The sequence below is a fragment of the Chryseobacterium sp. 1B4 genome, assembly GCF_036631475.1.
Lineage (GTDB): Bacteria > Bacteroidota > Bacteroidia > Flavobacteriales > Weeksellaceae > Chryseobacterium.
On the sequence record NZ_JAPNUF010000007.1, the window covers coordinates 1,213,566 to 1,232,836 of the forward strand.

Sequence of the window (19,271 nt, forward strand, 5' to 3'; positions counted from 1 at the left end):
ACTTATTAAATACTTTTGGAATTGCCAATATAATGAATTTTAACCAGGAGTAAAAGCCCACCTACTCTTTATTATTTCATATGCCTTTTCTGAGTAAGGAATTTTTCTGATTCTACAAATTCAAATAAAAAAACCTGCAGATCGCAGGTTTTTTGCAACATATCAGAAAAAATCTAAAATTCAGGAACGTCCGGAATTGTTTTTAATAAAAACCGAGGGCTGTTTTCACTAAAATTCGTTCTCTTTAAATAGGAATATGACGTTTGTGTTCTTAGAATCGAATCAATAAAATAATACTTCCAGGATTATTGTAATTAATCACAGCCCCAGTTTCTTTTTGATGGCATCCATTTCTGTTTCCAGCTTTTTAATCTTATCTTTTTGCAGCTCTATTTCAGCCTGCTGCTCCTGAATAGCTTTTGTAAGTGCAGGAACAAGTGAAGCATAATCAACAGCCCAGGCTTCTTTTGTGTCATCTTTTGGTTTATAAACCGCTTCAGGAACTACTTTATAAAGATCCTGTGCCAGGAATCCGATTTTATGCTGCGTTTTCTGGCCTGGATCTACAGCCGGTTTCCCATTTTTGATCTGGTTATTGGCTGACAGTTCGTATTGTTTCGGCTGCAATGCCATGATGGTGTTTAGTCCATATCCGATATCTTTAATCTGAGTTTTCAGACGCATATCTGAAGTATTGACAAAGCCTCCTGCGGCACTCACCAGTCCGTTGCCGTCAATAGTCACTTTAGTACTGCCATTGTAGCTGTATTTGAATCCTTCTGCACCAAGATAGATCTGGGTAACGGAACCATTCAGTGTATTATATCCGCTTAAATCAAGATGCCCTTTTGTAGCGGCAACTTTATTTCCACCAACACCTCCTGTTTCCGGCCTGTTCATATTGATATCCCCATTACCATCGATGTCAAGCATGCTGTTTGTATTATTGCCATAATAATATCTAAGACCTGTACTCCCCAACGTCATCTGAGAAAATGCAGCACTGTTGCTGTTCCCTTTTAAAGTAAGAAGACCGTTGTAGGCATTAACGGCATTTCCGGCAGCACCAAAGGCTGTAATATCTCCATCTCCGTTGAAGTTGAGCCTTCTGTTACCATTATAAAGATAATCACCACCACTCAGCTGGCTTAGCCTTAACTGTGCCACATTATTATTACCGGCAACAGTTAAAGGGCCTCCCACACTATTCACTGTTGATGCATTGGCACCACCGTCCGTAGTTTTTGTAGAAGAGTTCAGGAACATGTTCAGAGAACTGCCTGTATCATTGGTAAACTGCAACAGCGCTGCAGCATTGGTTCCCGGATTGCTGTTACTGATTGCTGTAAGTCCGAAACCGTCAACATTACTTCTGAAATATAAAGCCTTATCTGCATAATCAATTGCTGTATTCTGCAAAAGTGTACCACCAAGTCTCACATCATTACCCACAGTACTAAGGCCGTTACTTGCCGTTACAGCTGCAGAATTGTTTCCGGATATTTCCCATGTGGAAGCCGCCCCTGTAAGGCCGGTACTGATCAGCTGCAAACTTTGGTCAGGACCTACAGCAACGCTGGCATTACCATTAATGGTTTCTGTAGCTGCAGGATTTACTGTAACGGTAAAAGACGTGTTATTCTTAATGGTATACATACGGCCTTTGAAATTACCTGTACCCGTTATCGCCGCTGGCAATGTAAAAACGGCATTGGCTGTTCCGTTATACGAGATATGAAAATCTCCGGAGGTCATGGCATAAGCCGTAGAGGTGACTGCGCTGTACTTTGCAGCCAGAGAGCCGTTAACGTCAAGGGTTGATCCAGGCTGGGCTGTGTTGATTCCCACACTTTGCGCTGACATAATGCTGTATGAAAGCAAGGCTGCCGCTACTGATAATGTAGTAAAGTTTTTAAACATTCTTATATAATTATGAGTTTTTAATGAAGTGAAGAAATCGTATGAAAGCCATTGGAGATCTGATCCCGGATCAGTTAGGATAAAGTTTCATACATTGCCTGGCTTTGTCAACAGAATAAAATTGGAATAACCTCTTTCTGAAAGATTTAAATGAAGAAAATCATGGTCATATTTTTTCATTGTTTTCTGTTTTTGATAGTACAAAGCTAAATTTTCCTGAACCTTTTCCGAAAAAACACCTGTACGAAAATATCCACCTGCATGTGGAAAAATTATTACAAATTAAACAGGGAATACATCATTACTATTTTATATAACAAGATTTGAATCCCAAAATATCCATTCCTGATCTATTCATAATATTTGAGATTGTTCATTATTCTAACCACAAAAGGCACAAAAGTTTTAAACACTTAAGTTTTTTCAGAGACAAACTTTATGCATAATAAGTACATGTAAGTTTTGCAAAACTCTTTGCTTTTTCATCTTATGTGAACTTTTCTCCGAAATCATTTTAAACTTAATTAGGTGAACCAAGGTGTTTTAAATGAAACTTTTTGTGACTTTTGTGGCTGGGTAAATTTTAAACAGCTTTATTGAGAAAACACTGCTGACCGGAGGCTTTTTCCCGGAAATAGATTACCTTTATACGGAACGAAATATTTATTATAATGAAGTTAGAATTATATCAGATAGATTCTTTTACAGAAGATATCTTTCATGGAAATCCTGCATGTGTTGTCCCCCTGGAAAACTGGTTACCCGATGAATTACTTTTAAAAATAGCCCGTGAAAATGCTGTAGCGGAAACCGCTTTCTTTATCGATAACGGAAATAATACCATTCAGCTGAGATGGTTTACCCCGGAAGTAGAGATGGATTTGTGCGGACATGCTACCCTTGCCACGGCCCATTGCCTGATTTCTATATTAAATTATCCAAACAATACTATAATTTTTGATACCAAAAGCGGCGATCTAACAGTACATGTAAAAGATGGAGTTTACTATATGGATTTCCCTTCCAGAATGCCTGAGCCGGCCTCACTTCCGGATATCATAACGAGATCTCTGAATATACAGCCTAAGGAGGTATTTCAATCAAGAGACTACGTGCTGGTATATGATTCTGAGGAAGACATAAAAAATATCAAAATTGAAAGATCTGTTTTTGACCTTATCAATCTGGATCCGGGCGGTGTCGTGGTAACATCAGCTGGAACCGATTGTGATTTTGTATCAAGATACTTTACCCCCCAGTCAACCATTCTTGAAGATCCGGTAACCGGCTCTGCACACTGCTCGCTCATCCCCTTCTGGGCAGCAAAACTGGGAAAAGATAAGCTTTTTGCCCGGCAGCTGTCTGAAAGAGGAGGCCAGCTCTTTTGTGAAAATAACAATGAAAGAGTCATTGTGGCAGGAAAAGCCAAAACTTATTCTGTGGGCCACCTGTGGATTGAATAATAAAATCATCTTATCTGTAAAGCGACAGCGCTCAGATATAATAAAAAGCCTTGGACATCCGATCCAGGGCTTTTGCTGATTTTACCGGTAATCTTTTGAAGCTGCAATTTATTGAGTTAGTTTAAAGATATCCAAACAGCAGTTTCCGGAAACATTGTTATATTTGAACGATATTAATAACCATCTGTTAGTTTTAAAAATGAAAATCTTCATTCCTCTTTTCCTTTTTATCTCCGGAATTTTGTTTTCTCAGAATCAAAGATTTGTCTACGAATATTCATTTAAGATGGATACGTTAAACAAGGATAAAGTAGAAAAGGAAATCATGAATCTTGATATCACCAAAGAAGGCTCCTGTTTTTACAGTGCATTGCTGATTACGCGTGATTCTCTTGTCAATGCTGAAGTTGAAAAAGGAAAGGCTTCAAATTCCGTTACCATTGATTTTAGAAAGATCAGACACCCGAAAGTCAATTTCAGGATTTCCAAAACATATCCTGATCTGACAACAATATACCACACTTCACTTAACGCCAGCAATGTTGCAGTAAAAGAACTGAATAAAATGAATTGGACAGTTCTTCCTGAAACAAAGAATATCGAAGGTTTTAAAGCTCAGAAAGCCACCACGCATTTCGGCGGAAGAAACTGGACTGCCTGGTTCGCGAATGATATCCAGATACAGGACGGACCTTATAAATTTTGTGGTTTGCCAGGCCTGATCTTACAGATTGAAGATGAAGAGGCTACCCATATTTTTAAATTGCTTGGAAGCATGAAGCTTAACAACGGGTTTTCACTTATAGACTCAAAAACAGCAGAAATATTCGTGACAAAGGAAAAATTCAACAAGCTTTGGAATGAATACATACAAGATCCTGCTAAAAATATCAAACTCATGCATAGTACTTCCGGAATGTCAGAAACAATATTATTTGATTCAAATACAGGAAATCCCTGAGCAAACAAGAGTTAATAAGGAACAAAGAAACACGTGCAAAAGAGTTCCTGAAACGATTTAATAATTTTATAGAAAAGGATTTGTATAAATAATTCCGGTATTCGATTTTGTCAGAAGCAGACACGAAAGATTACACAATTCAGTAAATTCAATCCTTTAAGCATTCAAAAGGTTACTAAAAACATATAGATTTGAAACAGATTATCGTTTCTGCATAACAAAAACCTATCGGAATCCGGTAGGTTTACTTGTTTTCTACAGAAGAAATATTATTCCGTAATTATAGCATATTCAGGTTTAGGAAATCCACCGGGAGTTTTTATCTGGTTGAATTGCTTTTATGATAACCCTCGTACTACAACATAGAAATTCAGGCTAAATCAAAATACAAAGGAAGAAATAAATACCACATTTCATGTAATGGCAAAAAAATTGTAATTATTTGAACAAAACAGATATCATATGAACAATACAGTAAAAATAGCAATGGCCTTAGCGGCAGGAAGCTCTTTGCTTTATCTGGGCCTGCGAAAAAAGAACCAAAAGAAAAAGTTATACCTCGCTCCCGACGGAAACACTTATAAAGAGGATCAGATTTACCGTACGTATGACAACAAACTTTATAAGAACGGTAAAGAGTTTCATTATAATGTTCCGGAATTGCATGATGACCTTAAAGCCGGCAATATGAATTATGAAAAAGCAGATAACGGTATTCATCTGAATTACAAAACCAATCAGAAAATCCGATCTACCACCACAAAGGCTTAAGGCATCAATAGAGCTGAACACCATTACATCACACTAACCACAAAAAATAATATTATGAGAAATTTATTATGGCTTGTTGCAGTAATCTGCATCGCCGTATGGCTTTTAGGAATGCTCGGAATTATTCCGGGTATGGATACAGGAAATTTAATTCATACGCTTTTGGTGATTGCCATCATCGTTGTTTTGATTAATCTTTTTACAGGGAGAAAACCTCTAATTAAGATAAGCTAAAATGATAGTTACTTCCTTAAGTATATCATTTTTTAGTCATCGTTTTAAACAATTATAAAAATTTTATTTCAATAATTTAACCCAAAGTCCGGAAATTCCCGGGCTTTTCTTTTTATTTCTATTAAAAATTTAAGATTTCTTTAAGTACCACATCTCACCAAACAGGCTGTTTAAGGCACGGCACTTGTAAAGTTTATACTACCATTTTAAAAAATATACAATATGAACAACGAAAAACAGTGTCAGTATTAAACGATTTACTGAACATTACAAACGACAGAATTCAAGGATTTTCTAAAGTTGAGGATAAGGTATGGGAGCAATATCCACTGTTGCGTGCAGATTATGACAAGATGGTATCACAATCGTATACCATGAAAAATGAGCTTACCGATCTTATTACAGAAAGAGGGGGTACACCGGATCAGTCTGGTTCTGCTGCAGGAGCCATCCACAGAGCCTGGATTGATGTAAAAAATTCTTTTGCAGGAGATACAGCCGATGCTACACTCGGAAATGTTGTGTATGGGGAAAGTGCTGCTATTGATGCCTATCAGGATGCCTTAGACAGTGGTGATCTATGCCCGGAAAGCTCCCGTGTAGTGCTTGATCAGCTTCACCAGCTGAAAGCTTCTCATGATAAATTTGAGAATCTTGAGGATTTAAAGAAATAAAATCATGCCCGCATCTGAAAGCGGAGCTTCTTATAGTGGCTGTCAGCGGTTTTACAGGTGGTTGAGCCACTGCTTTATCAACAAAAAAATAAAATTATGTCAAAAAAGATTGCAATACTGGCCACTCATGGCTTTGAAGAGAGTGAGCTGAGCTCCCCTAAAGAATATCTGGAACAACAGGGATGGACCACACACATTGTAAGCCCTGAAAGCGGAAGCATTAAAGCCTGGGCAGAAAAGAACTGGGGTAAAGAGTATCCTGTAGATAAAAATTTAGATCAGGTACAAGCCGCAGATTATGATGCATTGGTGCTGCCGGGAGGTGTTATTAATCCCGATCAGTTGCGGACCAATGAAAAGGCCATTTCCTTCGTGAAAGAATTTTTTGCCCAGCATAAACCTGTAGGTGCCATCTGCCACGGGCCTCAGGTTCTCATCAATGCCGGCGTTGTTGAAGACAGAAATTTAACTTCAGTTCATTCCATCAGTCAGGATTTGAAAAATGCAGGAGCCCATTGGGAAGATCGTGAAGTGGTTGTAGATTCCGGGCTTGTCACCAGCCGGACTCCCAAAGATCTTCCTGCTTTCAACTCGAAGCTTGTAGAGGAAATTAATGAGGGAAAGCACTAAATTCAGGAGACAGTACATCATAAAACGTAAATAAAGAAGGATGCTATTCCAGCATCCTTCTTTATTTTCCTTGATATTTCCAGACTTCCGGTCTCAATTAAAGGAAGCCCGGAATTCCAGTGGTGACATATCTGTTTTGGTCTTAAACAGTTTACTGAAAGACTGTGAATGTTCAAATCCTAAGTCATAAGCAATTTCACTGACTGATAGACTGGTGGTGGAAAGCTTTTCTTTGGCTTTGCTGATAAGTTTATCATGGATATGCTGCTGTGTACTCTGCCCGGTTAGCGTTTTGAGCAAGCCGCTCAGATATTTTGGCGAAACATGTAAGGTATCTGCAATATATTGAACCGTCGGCAATCCCTTCATCGTTAAATCATCGCTGTCAAAATAATCTTCAAGCAGATCTTCCAGACGGCCCAAAATCTGATGGTTCGCCTTCTCTCTTGTAATGAACTGGCGGTTATAAAACCTTTCAGAATAATTAAGCAGGCTTTCGATCTGTGAAATGATAATCTGCTTGCTGAATTGGTCTATATTCGTATGATATTCCTGTTGAATGTTCTCAACGATGCCGTTCAGGGTTTTTTGTTCCTTTTCCGAAAGAAACAACGCTTCATTGACGGAATAATCAAAATAATCATACCGTTTAATTGTTTTCGCAAGCGGTGTGTTCCATAGAAAATCCGGATGGATGAGCAACATCCAGCCCGAACGTTCTTCAACAGAAGCAGGGTCAGACTGTATCCTGAAAACCTGATTGGGCTCTATAAAAGCCATCACTCCATCATCAAAATCAAATTCCTGCTGTCCGTAATACATTTTCCCGCCGATTCCTCTTTTCTGGGAAATCATATAAAAATCGAGAACCATACTTATTTCGCTGATGTCCGAGGGTCTTTTGATCGCCGAATAATCGACAACACTGATCAGGGGATGCTCAGGCCTTGCCAGGCCACGCAGCAGATGAAATTCGCTAATCGTTTTTATCCTTTGAATCTGCCGTTTGTCCATTGTTCAAAATTAAACTGATTTTTAGAGCATTACATTACCAGGCTAATTCGTTTCCGTTGCTGTCAAAAAACTTACCTGATGGTACGTCTTGTAAAGTTACAAATTTTACAATGATACCTGCTGCCTGCTCAGGAGTTTGAGTACCCTGATATTGGTTAAGATTTGATGCCGTATATCCGGGCTCTACACTTATTATTTTAAAACCTGTTTCCTGGAATTCTTTTGCAAGAAGGACGGTAAAAGCATTGAGTGCCGTTTTGGAGGCACTGTACGCATCGTACATTCTGAAATTGGGATTCGGAGATTCACTTTGAATGGAAAGGGAACCCAAAGGACTTGACACATTGATGATTCTTGGTCCGTCCGATTTTTTTAACAGGTCAATGAACAATTGGGTAGTCTGTACCGCTCCGAAAAAATTGGTTTCAAAGACATTCCTAAGATTGCTCATACTTCCACCGGACATATTCTGCGGCTGTTCACCTGCAATTCCGGCATTGTTAATCAACACATCCAGCTGCTCTGTTTTGGATTCCAGGACCTGTCTCGCAGATTGTATGGAATGAATATCCGTAACATCTATTTCAATGCATTCTACATTCTGAAAACCTGCCTTGTTCAGTTTTTCCTTAGCTTCCATCCCATTTGACAGGTTACGGCTTCCGAGATAAACATAATGGCCGAGTGCGGCCAGCTGTCTGGCTGTTTCGAAGCCAATCCCCTGATTGGCGCCTGTTATAAGTACCTTTTTCATTCTGAAATCTTAAATTTTACGTTTACTTTAGTATTCTGCATCGGTCTTTTAAAAATAATGCTGCTGCATATCTTCCAGCAGTCCGATGTGTACAGGTTTCCAACCCAGCATTTCCTGTGTTTTGAGGTTACTTACAGGGCAATCCATTGTGATAAAGTGGCTCATCCACTCAAAATGCTCTTGAAGTTCTTCGCCGGAAACAGAGATAACCGGCAGATCCAGACTTTTGCCAATAACTTCGGCTATAGTTTTTATCTCAATGCTATGTTCTTCCACCACATTGTACCGTGCTCCTTTATGCCCTTTTTCCAAAGCTAAACGGAAAGCCCTTGCAGCATCCAAACGGTGTACTCCTATCCAGCGGTTTTTGCCGGCATCCGGATAAGCTGAAACTCCGTTTTTGCGTGCCTGATGAATTATGAAAGGAATGAAGCCTTTATCCCCTTTATCATGAACCGAAGGGGCCAGCCTGATCACTGAGGCATTCACTCCTTTTTCAGCCAAAGCCAATGCAGCAGCTTCAGATGATCTGAGTGAATTTTCCGCAATACTGTCTTCAGTTATAAAGTCATTGATGACAGGCAAGCCCAGCATTCCTGCAGTTACCACAATAGCTTTATCTGTGCCTATAAGCGCTTCTCCCATTGCATGGATGGCCTTTTTGTCTGTTAGTGCTGCCTCAGAAAATGTAGTTGCCCCACCTTTCATAAAATCATGGTTGAAACCACAGTGAATGATACCGTCCGTATCAGCAGCGGCTTGTTTCAGGATATCAAGATCCTCAAGACTGCCTTTTAATACTTCAGCACCCAGATCATGAATAATTTCTGCCGATTTTTCCGAACGGGCCAAACCTACTACCTGATGTCCGGCACCAATTAATTCTTTTACAACTGCAGAGCCGTTAAAGCCCGATGCTCCTGTTACAAATACTTTCATTGTCTTACTATTTTGTTGAAGCAAAGTTGCAATGATTTGGCAACCCGGATGTAGCCAAAAGTTAGTTTGTTGTAGTCAAAAAAGAGGATGTTATGAAAAATGTTTTAATTAAAATATCAGGCTGAGTTTCAATGCTGGAAAATCTTTGGCTGTGTAAAAGAAAAAAGCTGTAAACATTACTGTTTACAGCTTTTTTGTATGTTTTGGTTTCTAACCTTGCGGAGAGTGAGGATTCGAACCCCGGACCTGTTACAGTCAACAGTTTTCAAGACTGCCGCAATCGACCACTCTGCCAACTCTCCTAAACTCCGGCTATACCGTTGTTTTCAGTGGTGCAAATATAGAACGATTTTTAATTTCTGCAAAACTTTTCCCACACAAATTTTAACAAAACTTAATAATAGACTAGGAATCAGGGGAATTATTTTTCAATAAAAATAAAATAATAAAGGTAAGGAGTTACTTAATACTTTCAGAAAGATTAATAGCATTTCCAAATTGAAAATATTGTTTATTAGATTTACTCCTTATGATAACTTCTTTTGTTTTTCCCTCTTTTACATCTCTAAAATTTGCAATGTAACCATCCAAAATTAAAAGTGTACAAATTCCTAGGTTAAATTCTATGCCATGCAAATTTATTATAAGTTCTTTTGAAGAATTTTTAACAATAGCAATATCCTCCTTTAACTTACTCAAAAATTCTTCTACTTCTACATCATTTTTCCCCTCAGAGAAATTACCTTTCATTTGAGTAAACTCACTTTCTATTTTTCTTTTATTTATAAATGCTAAGATATTTTCTAGCTTAGAATCGTCAATATCGTTAAGCTTAATTGCACTAAAACGAATATTATAATGTTTTTCAATTTCTTTTAATCCTTTGACATATTTTTCTAAAGGAGCTGGCTCCTCTTCAAAAATTTTAATTTTACCGCCATCTTTTTGTTCATAAATTAGATTATTCCCTTGAAATATCTTAAAACTACTGCCTGAAATTGATCTATTAAAAATATCAAAAAATCTTAATCCATTAGAAACATTTGAAATAATTTCATTCGGTTCAATCGAGATATTACCATGCAAAGTATTACTTTTATGATCATATTTTAATGTGTAGACAATGGTAAAGTCAAGTATATTTATTTTAAACTGCTTTTCTCCAACATTTGGACTTGCTATAAACATTTTAAAATATATATTATTGACCTCAAAATCATCTTCAAATCTAATATCTACATTTCCCTCAAAATAAGGTAATTTTATAAGTCTTAGTTCTTTAATATCATCAAACTCCTTTAATCTGAATCCTTTAAAGAATTGATCAAAAGTATTTATATTGTCTTTATCAAAAACTATATCGTTAAAATTTTTACCATCAAAAGAATTAAAAATTTCTTCAGATCTTTCTTTTGGAATATTAAGGGTAAATTTAAACTCACTCATTGAATAATCTTCATCAAAATCAGTATTAGCAACTGTATATCCCTCATCAACTTTCGTTATGTCTAAATTCATATCGTTGGACTTTGCAAATTTTAATGCAATATCTGCTGTCCCAAGCCCTTTTGATAAATTAGGAAAATAATTCAATTTTAAGTCATCAAATATTTCTTGAATTAACTTCTCTCCTGTTGTTTCAAAATAAAAATTCCATTTCGTTCAAGATATTTCTTTCTATGTTCCTTAATTTCTCGTGAAACGAAAAACATTTCTTTCCTATTTTCTCCTAATTGTTTAATAATCCTCTCTATTAAAACATTAATATTAGAATCTTCTAATGAATAGCCAATAAATAATATTGCATTAGACGCTAATCTATCTTTAATTGCATTCCAGAAAATTGTATTTTCCTGATCAGTCGAGAAATATTTATAATAATCAGAATTTGTAAGTATAATATTATCTGTATCAGTTAAATCGCCATGAATTTTAAATAACAATTGCTTTTTTAAATCTGCTAAAGGATAATCTGTACTTCGCCTTATAACTTCAAGATTATTATTTGTACTCTCAAATAAAGAATCATAATTAGTTGTTACTATAGTTTTGAAGTGTGGAATTTTTGATAACATTATATGTGTATCAAGGCACTTCGGTTCTTTTAGAAAACTATCTTTCAATTTTCTTAATAGATAATTTTTTTCCATTTTGAATATTATAAATATGGTTTGCAAGAACAGGAAGATCATAAGTAAATTCTATATTTTCTCTTTCTTCATTTGTGAGATCATTGTATAAAGATTCTGCTAAGGCTGCTCCAGATGGATATCCTGCATAAATTGACATACCCGCACCAGCAAATAATACAACTTCTTCCCTTCTAATTAGTTCAAATAATTTTTCTTTATTCATAGTATAATATTCCAAAAACATAAATTTCAGCAAATATTTCGTTAAAAACAAGATACTTTTAGAAAGTTTACTTTTTTATTAACTTCATTGGACAATTGCTAAAACCACATCATTTTTCACTACATTTGTAAAAACACAGGTATTCTATGACAATGGAAAAACTAAGAACTTTAAGAAAGCAGAAAGGTTATACTCAGCAGCAGATTGCTGATCTTCTTGCCACCGATGTCTCCAATTACAGCAGAAAAGAAAATGGAGACGTTAAAATATTTGATGACGAATGGGAGAAACTGGCTAAAGCTTTGGAGGTTTCTGTAGAAGATATCAGAGAGGAGAAAGCAGCAACTGTTATACAGAATCTTACATTCAACGATAGTAGTTCTAATACCAGCAACCAATCTGGCAACTATAATCAGTATTGCAATATTCCAGAGTATTTATTAGACAACCAACAGGAATACATTAATTTTCTGAAAGAGCAGATTAAAGCTTTAAAAGAAGAAAATGAAAAACTAAAAAAAGGATAATCACTTTTATATAAGAACAAAACGGCTTCTACTGGAAGCCGTTTTTATTTTGTACCTGTAAAGTTTCTATTCCCGATCAACAATGGAAATAAAACTGTTTTTTAAAAGTCAGACGGGTATACAAACTGATCACCATTCTCTCCTTTTACAACGATAGCTCCCTGTTCATCATTCAGACATTTGTCCAGCTGGGTTTTCAGGTCGTTCAGTGATCCGTTGGGAACATCAATAATGTAAGTTCCGGTGACATGTGTGATTTTGATGATTTTCTTTCCATATTCTTTTTTGATTAGGGAGCTAAATGTAAGGATTTTACCTGACACAACAGGAATGATTGCTTACCGCAACGTTTGTTATTCTGAAGAATTTAAACTGCTATTTTATCATCACTTATGATAAGAATACTTTTGGCCTGTATTCGTATGGAATGATAAGCAGAACGCTTTATCTATGCGCACACTTTGTCATTCCGCAGGAATCTAAGCTTTATTAAAATATTCCAGTCCACGCTTATCTTGTTCCGCACTGAATGACAAGCTTTAAGTATAGCTAATAGCAGGTTGTCAATCACAGTCCTTTCCGTCCTCTACTCTCCTGACGGTTCAAACAATTCGATTTTGTTTCCTTCCGGATCCAGGATGTGTACAAATTTTCCATATTCGTATACCGCGATTTCATCCAGAACCGTAACCCCTTCTTTTTTTAATTCCTCTACCAGCGTTTCAATATTCTCCACATGATAATTGATCATAAATTCTTTGGCAGAAGGCTCAAAGTATTGGGTAGATTCTTTAAAAGGACTCCACAGCGTATATCCTTTCTTACCGGATTCTTCGTCTTTCCAGTCGAATTTGGCTCCGTATGGGCTGGTGGGCAATCCCAGGTGGGTTTTATACCATTCATTTACTTGTTCAGGGTCTTTACACTTAAAGAATATTCCCCCGATAGCGGTTACTCTTTTCATTTTTGATTCGTTTTTCAGTTTAAAATAATGGGTTGCAAAGCGGAATCGTTTGCAGTTTCACAAATATATTAATGTTTTCATGGAATATTTGATACGGAAAACAGTTTATATTGGAAAACAGTATAATATTTGACCATTAAGAAAAATGAAATCATTAAGAAATATTAAGAAACAGTACGCTTTTAAAGGCATCTTTGATGCTTCCTTAATTTTCCTTCACAGCTTCAATCTGTTTAATGGTTCAAAAATCTGAAAACATTGTATTATTTCAATCCTCAGAAAAGAATATGACAAAAAAGCGCACCCTTCAGGTACGCTTTGTATTGTATAAACTGAATAGTATTAGTGTAATTCAGCTAAATATTTCTCTGCATCCATAGCAGCCATACATCCGCTTCCTGCAGCTGTAATAGCCTGTCTGTAGATGTGATCCTGAACATCTCCTGCAGCAAATACACCCGGAAGATTTGTTCTTGAAGAACCTTTCTCTGTTAAGATGTATCCGTTTTCATCAAGATCTACCTGACCAACGAAAATATCAGTATTCGGTTTGTGACCAATAGCAATGAAGATTCCTTCAACATCTACAGTAGATTTCTCCTGAGTCTGGTTATTGATGATTACCGCTCTTTCTACCAGGCTGTTTTCTCCTTCAATCCCGATTAACTCATGGTGAAATTTCACTTCAATATTCGGAGTATTTTCTACTCTGTGGATCATGGCCTTTGATGCTCTGAAAACGTCTTTTCTTACCAGCATAGTCACCTTTTTACAAAGTTTGGCAAGATAAGTAGCCTCCTCAGCTGCTGTATCTCCTGCTCCTACCACTACAACGTCTTTACCTCTGTAGAAGAATCCGTCACATGTAGCGCAGGCAGAAACTCCGCCTCCTGCATATTTTTTTCATCCTCAAGACCTAAATATTTTGCTGTAGCTCCTGTAGAGATAATAACTGTTTTCGCAAGGATTTCTTTGTTGCCTGCGTATAGTTTGTGAACACCGCCTTTTTCCTTAGAGAATTCAGCTTTGGTGATCATTTCGTAATGAACTTTGGTATCAAATCTTTCTGCCTGTTTCTGCAGATCCATCATCATTTCAGGACCTGTAATCCCGGCTGGATACCCTGGAAAGTTATCCACTTCAGTAGTGGTTGTTAATTGTCCGCCCGGCTCCAAACCTGTATACAATTCAGGTTTTAAGTCTGCTCTTGCTGCATAGATAGCAGCTGTGAAACCAGAAGGTCCAGATCCAACGATTACACAATCTAAAATGTTTTGCTCCATAATTTGCTTTGTTCGAAAAGATTTAATTTGAATTAAGACCGCTAATTTCGGAATTTTTAATTTCTTTTTAAAGTTATTTTAATGATACTTGTCAATATCTGATATGTTGAATTTCGATGGCTGCTGTTGGGGATTCTGGTTCCGGGATTCGGATGCGAGTTATTTTAAAACCTTTTTACATTAACCTCGAATCACGGATCTCGAAACCCGTACCACGTCACCTCATATCCCGCCTCACACCTTCATCTTAATCTTATCTACATTGATGATCTTGTACACCAGCTCTCTGATCAGCTCAGCATCTCCCATATTCACCGCTCCAAGTCCTTTTCCTTTCATATCGAATTCACGGAGAATGGAAATCACTCTTGTGGCATGTTTCAAAGGATAAAGCCTGGCACTTTCCGCGTAGTCTTTAATAAAATAAGGATTTACGCCCATCTGTGAAGCAATAGCCTGCGGAGACTGTCCGGCCATAGTCTGATAAATAATAACGTTCGAAAATAATTGTATAGGTTTGCCAGCATCATGACAAAAGGATTATTCTTCGGGTTCTTTCCCATAAAATGGGCAATTTTAAAAGCTGCATTGGCATTTTTGGTACCTAAAGCCTTCTGAAGTTCAAAAATATTGTACTCTTTACTGATCCCGATATGGTTTTCAACAATGGTACCGTCAAGAATTTCTCCTTCTTTAAGGATCATCTTCAGCTTGTTCAGCTCATTGGCAATTCTGGACAGGTCGTTTCCCAGATATTCTGCCAGAAGATGGGAAATATTGGGAGCGGTATTGATTTTAAGCTTTGCACATTCATCCGAAATCCATTTGGGAAGGTTGCTTTCCTTTACAGACTCGCTCAGGAAAAGTGCTTTAGCTTTATCTAATGCTTTAGCTGCTTTTTCCTGCTGTCCAGTTTTTTGTGCTTGTGAGCGAAAACCAATACTGTTGAAGGCACCGGGTTCTCTACGTACGATTCCAGAATTCTGTTTTCCTCTTCATTAAACCGTAAATCCTGAGCTTCTTTTACAATAATCACCTGCTTGTCCCCCATCATCGGAAACTGCCTTGCCAGGGAAAGAACTTCCTGGTAAGAAGTATCTTTTCCGTAGGTAACCGTTTGGTTGAAGGCTTTTTCATCCTCTTCCAAAAGTTGTGTTCAAGGGCTTTTACGGCAACATCAATAAAGTAGGCTTCTTCTCCGTGGAAAAAATAAATAGGTAAAACTTCTTTATTTTTAATATTTTTGAGGATTAAATCTAATTCTTTCATCTTATTAATGGAACTTCCAAAACTGAATTTTCAGGAAACTTTTGATTTTAAATTCAAGAAAGACAAAGATAAGTTTTTTATTTATGATTTGGTCCGCAAAACTTATCTTCTGCTCACTCCTGAGGAGTGGGTCAGACAGCACTGGATTCATTATTACCTTACTGTAAAATCTTATTCCACTTCTGCCCTGATTACAGAAAAAAGATTGTTCTGAATGGTCTTACCAAACGTGTTGACCTCCTTATCACTGAAAAAACAGAACCTGTAATTCTGATCGAATGTAAAGCACCCCAAATCAAATTAACGGAAAAAACATTTGAGCAAACCGCCAGATACAATTCAATTATCGGAGCAAAAGAAATTATCTTAACCAATGGTTTGCAGCACATCAATGCCTATTATGAAAATGAGCAGTACCAGTTTTACAGACCTGAGTAGGGCTTACCATATCAGATAATTCATGAAAAGAGTTAAAATCATATTCTATTAATACTCTTTCTGAGTTATTTTTATTAATTTCGATAAGGTTTTCTAAACACTAATATCACAAATTTCTACATGAATTATACAATTGTTATGTTTGGTATTTGTGAAAAGCATTAGTGTGAATTTGTGTTAAAAATAAATTACAAAATATGATACGTTCCATCTTTTTAACTGCAGTGCTTATGGCTTCAGGAACCCTTTTCAGCCAAAAACTTAAACCTGTTTCCTACCAGGACGGTTCACAGAAATTAAATGGTCTCATCACCCCCAATGCTGGAAAAAAGCTTCCGGGAGTTCTGATCCTTCCGGCCTGGAAGGTATTGATGAAGAAGCTAAAACGGCAGCTCTTGAACTTGAAAAGCAAGGTTATATTGCTTTTATCGCTGATATTTATGGCGAAGGAAAAATTCCTGCAGACAATGAATCTGCTGCAAAAGCTCAGGATATTACAAACAGAATTATCAGGAATACCAGAAAAGGATTTCTCTGGCATTGGAGCAGCTTAAAAAAACGGAGCTGTTCCTGACAAAATTGCTGTGATCGGATATTGTTTCGGAGGGACCGGTGCCCTGGAATCTGCAAGAGGCCACTTACCTGTTGCCGGTGTGGTTTCTATCCACGGAAGCCTGGCAAAGGATCAAACCAGAAAAAATGAAGCTTTAACAGCTAAAATTCTTGTTGAAAACCCTGCAGATGATAAAAGCGTTACCCCTGATGATTATAATAACCTCATCAAAGAGATGAATGAAGGAAACGCCGACTGGCAAATCATCACCTATGCACACTCAAAGCATACTTTTACAGATCCGAAATCCCCGGATTATAACGAAACCATGGCTAAAAGAGCATGGAATCATACATTGATGTTCCTGAAAGAAATTTTGAAATAAACATAAAAAGGCAAATTTCATTGATTTATGAATTTGCCTTTATTTTTTTACCTGAATCAGTTATGGTTTAGCTTCCAGCTCAACGTCATATTTTTTTGGAGAATATTTGGTAAGAGAACCTGTTGCAGCATCAATTCCGACACCTATTGCTCCTCCAAGAATAATATTCAGTAAAGTCACGGCATTAAAATTTTTCGTAAGTTTTACTTCTTTCTTCTCAAATCCTTCTTTTTCGAATGTAACCGTCTGCTTACTCAGAGATCTTGGGATCTTAACTGTACAAGGTGTAGTACATTTTTCAATTCCTTTGTGAAATACTTTTGCTCCTTCAGGATTGGAAGAAAAAGCTATCGGATCCTGAGTTCCTGTAAAAATGGTTGCACAAGAAGTGGTAGAAAGTGCAATACTCAGTGAAAGCACCATTGATAATTTGTTTTTCATAGATTACTTAGTTCATTTTTTTAAGTCCGCGAACTTACGAAATAATTCAAAAATCAGAACTATCAATGGGGCAAATATTTCAAAAAATGTAGTATTGACGGACGTTTTCATTACCTGCAGACTGAAATCCGATCTCAAAACACTCAATAACACGGAGTTATTTGTATTGTAAAAATTAGATAAAAAAAGCAAATCTGCATTTCTGCAAATTTGCTTTTTTTATTTTTCAACTATTATTCTAATCCACTCCTTCCTCTTCCCTGTGCACCAGCTCCATAGAGAATGCGGGAAGACAGATCGCAAGATATTCGCATGGCTCAGAAAATGGATTGCTGTAGCGGATTCTCGCCCCTTTTTCAATAAGGATACTCTGACCTTTTTCCAGCGTAACAATCTCACCATCGATTTCAAATTGCTTTTTCCCGGAAATGATATAGGTAAATTCATCGAACTCGGGAGTCTGATGCGGCTCGCTCCACTCAGGAGGTGCTACCATATGAGCAATGGAAATATTGGAATTTCCGGTAGAATTCCCCCAGTGTTCTTCAATCAGTTTTCCATCTGTTGTAGGAACGATAAACGGAGATTGCTGAATTTTATATTTTTTCATAACCAGTCTTCTTTTGATTTCATATACAAAATTGGTTCTTGTGGGTTCTGCAAAATAAGCCACTTCCTCTTCAGCAATTTTCTTCCCGCCAAGTCTCTCCAAAGCCTTTTGAGAACGGAAATTTTCTTTTCCGATATGGAAATGAACTTTATCTACAAACTGAAAGATATAATCCAGCATCAGTTTCTTAACCTGCGGATTAATACCTTTTCCCCATGACTTTGTTCCATAGAAAGTATATCCTATGAAAATACGACCGTCTTTTTCATCAAAATCATAATAACGGCTGCTTCCCAATACATCTCCGGTCGCTTTCTCAATAATTTTGAAAGCTCCCTTACTCTCCATAGCTCCTCTGAAAAAGTTTTCAAAAACCTCTTTTTTGTAACGGTCCTTATTCGGGTGCTGTTCCCAAACTTCAGGATCGGAAGCTACTTTATATAAGGATTCAAAATCCCCTTGCTGTAAGGGATCAATTGAATTTCTTCATTCTCTAAAACGGGCTGAACAGAAAAATTCATTGCTTAGCTTTTTTAGCAGAATCTGATTCTATCTTTTGATCTCTTTCAGTTTATCAGAAATCTTAATTACCGTGTCTAATTTTGAAGGCTTCAATGGAACTTCTGCCTGAGCCATATCCCACTTGATTACCAGATTCCCTGAGTTTTCGTCTGTAGGATTCAAAGTAATTTCAAACCATTCCTGCTTGTCTGCCAGTTTGTTAACCAGTACCGTAACGTCTACGACGTCCTGTTTTGGATCGTAAGTATAGGCACCCCATTGCTGGAAGTCTTTATTCAGGATCACTTTCCATTCTTTTTCTGTAGGAACGATGAATAATCCATAAGTCCCGGCAGGAACTATTTTCCCTCCGAAACTAACCGACTGTCAAAAGTAATTTTCGTAGATGAGTTCGCTCCTGCTCTCCAAACCTGGCCATAAGGAACCAATTCTCCGAAAATCTTACGTCCTTTCACTCCCGGTCTTCCATAATCAATGGTAATTTTAGACATTGAAAACTGCTGCTCTACCTTCTGGCGCGGACTTACTGCCGGCACAGAGTAATCCTGAGCAAAACTGAATGCT

General features: G+C 37.1%; 20 protein-coding genes, 1 tRNA gene and 5 pseudogenes. 10 read left to right on the plus strand and 16 right to left on the minus strand.

Translation table 11 applies throughout. The features are described from left to right. Nucleotides 1–318 precede the first annotated feature (318 nt). Nucleotides 319–1,920, minus strand: coding sequence for a tail fiber domain-containing protein (locus OWR28_RS15730; RefSeq protein WP_332387412.1), 1,602 nt, complete (start codon nucleotides 1,918–1,920; stop codon nucleotides 319–321). Between the two features lie 671 nt (nucleotides 1,921–2,591). On the opposite strand from OWR28_RS15730, the gene OWR28_RS15735 reads away from it, so the two are divergent. The 6 genes from OWR28_RS15735 to OWR28_RS15760 all read left to right on the plus strand — a co-directional run bounded on the left by OWR28_RS15735 (nucleotide 2,592) and on the right by OWR28_RS15760 (nucleotide 6,653). Further along, nucleotides 2,592–3,383: a PhzF family phenazine biosynthesis protein gene (locus OWR28_RS15735; RefSeq protein ID WP_332387413.1), complete on the plus strand. Its 792-nt coding sequence runs from the start codon at nucleotides 2,592–2,594 to the stop codon at nucleotides 3,381–3,383. Nucleotides 3,384–3,582: 199 nt separating this feature from the next. Next, on the plus strand, nucleotides 3,583–4,344 hold the full coding sequence (locus OWR28_RS15740; protein WP_332387414.1) for a GLPGLI family protein: 762 nt from the start codon (nucleotides 3,583–3,585) through the stop codon (nucleotides 4,342–4,344). A 462-nt stretch (nucleotides 4,345–4,806) separates the two neighbouring features. Then, on the plus strand, nucleotides 4,807–5,115 hold the full coding sequence (locus OWR28_RS15745) for a hypothetical protein (RefSeq protein WP_332387415.1): 309 nt from the start codon (nucleotides 4,807–4,809) through the stop codon (nucleotides 5,113–5,115). 54 nt (nucleotides 5,116–5,169) lie between these two features. Continuing rightward, a complete protein-coding gene (locus tag OWR28_RS15750; protein WP_332387416.1) occupies nucleotides 5,170–5,349 on the plus strand; it encodes a lmo0937 family membrane protein in 180 nt (59 codons plus the stop codon). 239 nt (nucleotides 5,350–5,588) lie between these two features. Then, complete coding sequence (locus OWR28_RS15755) at nucleotides 5,589–6,023, plus strand: PA2169 family four-helix-bundle protein (RefSeq protein ID WP_332387417.1); 435 nt, start codon at nucleotides 5,589–5,591, stop codon at nucleotides 6,021–6,023. A gap of 96 nt (nucleotides 6,024–6,119) precedes the next feature. Beyond that, nucleotides 6,120–6,653, plus strand: a complete 534-nt coding sequence (locus OWR28_RS15760) for a type 1 glutamine amidotransferase domain-containing protein (RefSeq protein WP_332387418.1) — start codon at nucleotides 6,120–6,122, stop codon at nucleotides 6,651–6,653. A gap of 93 nt (nucleotides 6,654–6,746) precedes the next feature. Here the strand turns inward: OWR28_RS15760 and OWR28_RS15765 are convergent, their stop codons facing one another. From OWR28_RS15765 to OWR28_RS15795, 7 genes are all read right to left on the minus strand, one after another. Then, the gene (locus OWR28_RS15765; protein ID WP_332387419.1) at nucleotides 6,747–7,667 is read right to left on the minus strand and encodes a helix-turn-helix transcriptional regulator; all 921 of its coding nucleotides are present in this window, start codon (nucleotides 7,665–7,667) and stop codon (nucleotides 6,747–6,749) included. Nucleotides 7,668–7,701: 34 nt separating this feature from the next. Then, the gene (locus tag OWR28_RS15770; protein WP_332387420.1) at nucleotides 7,702–8,421 is read right to left on the minus strand and encodes an SDR family NAD(P)-dependent oxidoreductase; all 720 of its coding nucleotides are present in this window, start codon (nucleotides 8,419–8,421) and stop codon (nucleotides 7,702–7,704) included. A gap of 48 nt (nucleotides 8,422–8,469) precedes the next feature. Then, a complete protein-coding gene (locus OWR28_RS15775) occupies nucleotides 8,470–9,360 on the minus strand; it encodes an SDR family oxidoreductase (RefSeq protein ID WP_332387421.1) in 891 nt (296 codons plus the stop codon). 219 nt (nucleotides 9,361–9,579) lie between these two features. Continuing rightward, nucleotides 9,580–9,662 (minus strand) — tRNA-Ser (locus OWR28_RS15780). A gap of 157 nt (nucleotides 9,663–9,819) precedes the next feature. Further along, a complete protein-coding gene (locus OWR28_RS15785; protein WP_332387422.1) occupies nucleotides 9,820–10,953 on the minus strand; it encodes a hypothetical protein in 1,134 nt (377 codons plus the stop codon). A gap of 26 nt (nucleotides 10,954–10,979) precedes the next feature. Beyond that, nucleotides 10,980–11,510: an SIR2 family protein gene (locus tag OWR28_RS15790; protein WP_332387423.1), complete on the minus strand. Its 531-nt coding sequence runs from the start codon at nucleotides 11,508–11,510 to the stop codon at nucleotides 10,980–10,982. Beyond that, the gene (locus OWR28_RS15795; RefSeq protein WP_332387424.1) at nucleotides 11,473–11,715 is read right to left on the minus strand and encodes a hypothetical protein; all 243 of its coding nucleotides are present in this window, start codon (nucleotides 11,713–11,715) and stop codon (nucleotides 11,473–11,475) included. The genes OWR28_RS15790 and OWR28_RS15795 overlap by 38 nt, the downstream gene beginning before the upstream one ends. Nucleotides 11,716–11,867: 152 nt before the next feature. On the opposite strand from OWR28_RS15795, the gene OWR28_RS15800 reads away from it, so the two are divergent. Next, complete coding sequence (locus tag OWR28_RS15800) at nucleotides 11,868–12,242, plus strand: helix-turn-helix domain-containing protein (protein WP_317207273.1); 375 nt, start codon at nucleotides 11,868–11,870, stop codon at nucleotides 12,240–12,242. Between the two features lie 101 nt (nucleotides 12,243–12,343). Here OWR28_RS15800 and OWR28_RS15805 read toward each other — a convergent pair whose 3' ends face one another. The 4 genes and pseudogenes from OWR28_RS15805 to holA form a co-directional block, all read right to left on the minus strand. After that, nucleotides 12,344–12,565, minus strand: coding sequence for a glyceraldehyde-3-phosphate dehydrogenase (locus tag OWR28_RS15805; protein ID WP_332387425.1), 222 nt, complete (start codon nucleotides 12,563–12,565; stop codon nucleotides 12,344–12,346). A 263-nt stretch (nucleotides 12,566–12,828) separates the two neighbouring features. Beyond that, nucleotides 12,829–13,206 (minus strand): VOC family protein, encoded by a 378-nt coding sequence (locus OWR28_RS15810; protein WP_332387426.1) that lies wholly within the window; start codon nucleotides 13,204–13,206, stop codon nucleotides 12,829–12,831. A 342-nt stretch (nucleotides 13,207–13,548) separates the two neighbouring features. Further along, nucleotides 13,549–14,489 (minus strand): annotated as a pseudogene (gene trxB, locus OWR28_RS15815) (thioredoxin-disulfide reductase). A gap of 234 nt (nucleotides 14,490–14,723) precedes the next feature. Beyond that, nucleotides 14,724–15,758 (minus strand): annotated as a pseudogene (holA, locus tag OWR28_RS15820) (DNA polymerase III subunit delta). 7 nt (nucleotides 15,759–15,765) lie between these two features. Here holA and OWR28_RS15825 point away from each other — a divergent pair. The 3 genes and pseudogenes from OWR28_RS15825 to OWR28_RS15835 all read left to right on the plus strand — a co-directional run bounded on the left by OWR28_RS15825 (nucleotide 15,766) and on the right by OWR28_RS15835 (nucleotide 17,134). Beyond that, nucleotides 15,766–16,196 (plus strand): annotated as a pseudogene (locus OWR28_RS15825) (type I restriction enzyme HsdR N-terminal domain-containing protein). 197 nt (nucleotides 16,197–16,393) lie between these two features. After that, nucleotides 16,394–16,750, plus strand: coding sequence for a hypothetical protein (locus OWR28_RS15830; protein WP_332387427.1), 357 nt, complete (start codon nucleotides 16,394–16,396; stop codon nucleotides 16,748–16,750). Nucleotides 16,751–16,774: 24 nt separating this feature from the next. Beyond that, nucleotides 16,775–17,134, plus strand: a complete 360-nt coding sequence (locus OWR28_RS15835; RefSeq protein WP_332387485.1) for a dienelactone hydrolase family protein — start codon at nucleotides 16,775–16,777, stop codon at nucleotides 17,132–17,134. Nucleotides 17,135–17,194: 60 nt separating this feature from the next. Here the strand turns inward: OWR28_RS15835 and OWR28_RS15840 are convergent, their stop codons facing one another. The 4 genes and pseudogenes from OWR28_RS15840 to OWR28_RS15855 form a co-directional block, all read right to left on the minus strand. Next, a complete protein-coding gene (locus OWR28_RS15840) occupies nucleotides 17,195–17,575 on the minus strand; it encodes a PEGA domain-containing protein (protein ID WP_332387428.1) in 381 nt (126 codons plus the stop codon). A 238-nt stretch (nucleotides 17,576–17,813) separates the two neighbouring features. Beyond that, complete coding sequence (locus tag OWR28_RS15845; protein ID WP_332387486.1) at nucleotides 17,814–18,185, minus strand: cupin domain-containing protein; 372 nt, start codon at nucleotides 18,183–18,185, stop codon at nucleotides 17,814–17,816. 144 nt (nucleotides 18,186–18,329) lie between these two features. After that, nucleotides 18,330–18,662, minus strand: a pseudogene (locus OWR28_RS15850) (GNAT family N-acetyltransferase); the annotation flags it as partial. A gap of 72 nt (nucleotides 18,663–18,734) precedes the next feature. Further along, nucleotides 18,735–19,198: pseudogene (locus tag OWR28_RS15855) on the minus strand (DUF2911 domain-containing protein). Between the last annotated feature and the right edge of the window lie 73 nt (nucleotides 19,199–19,271).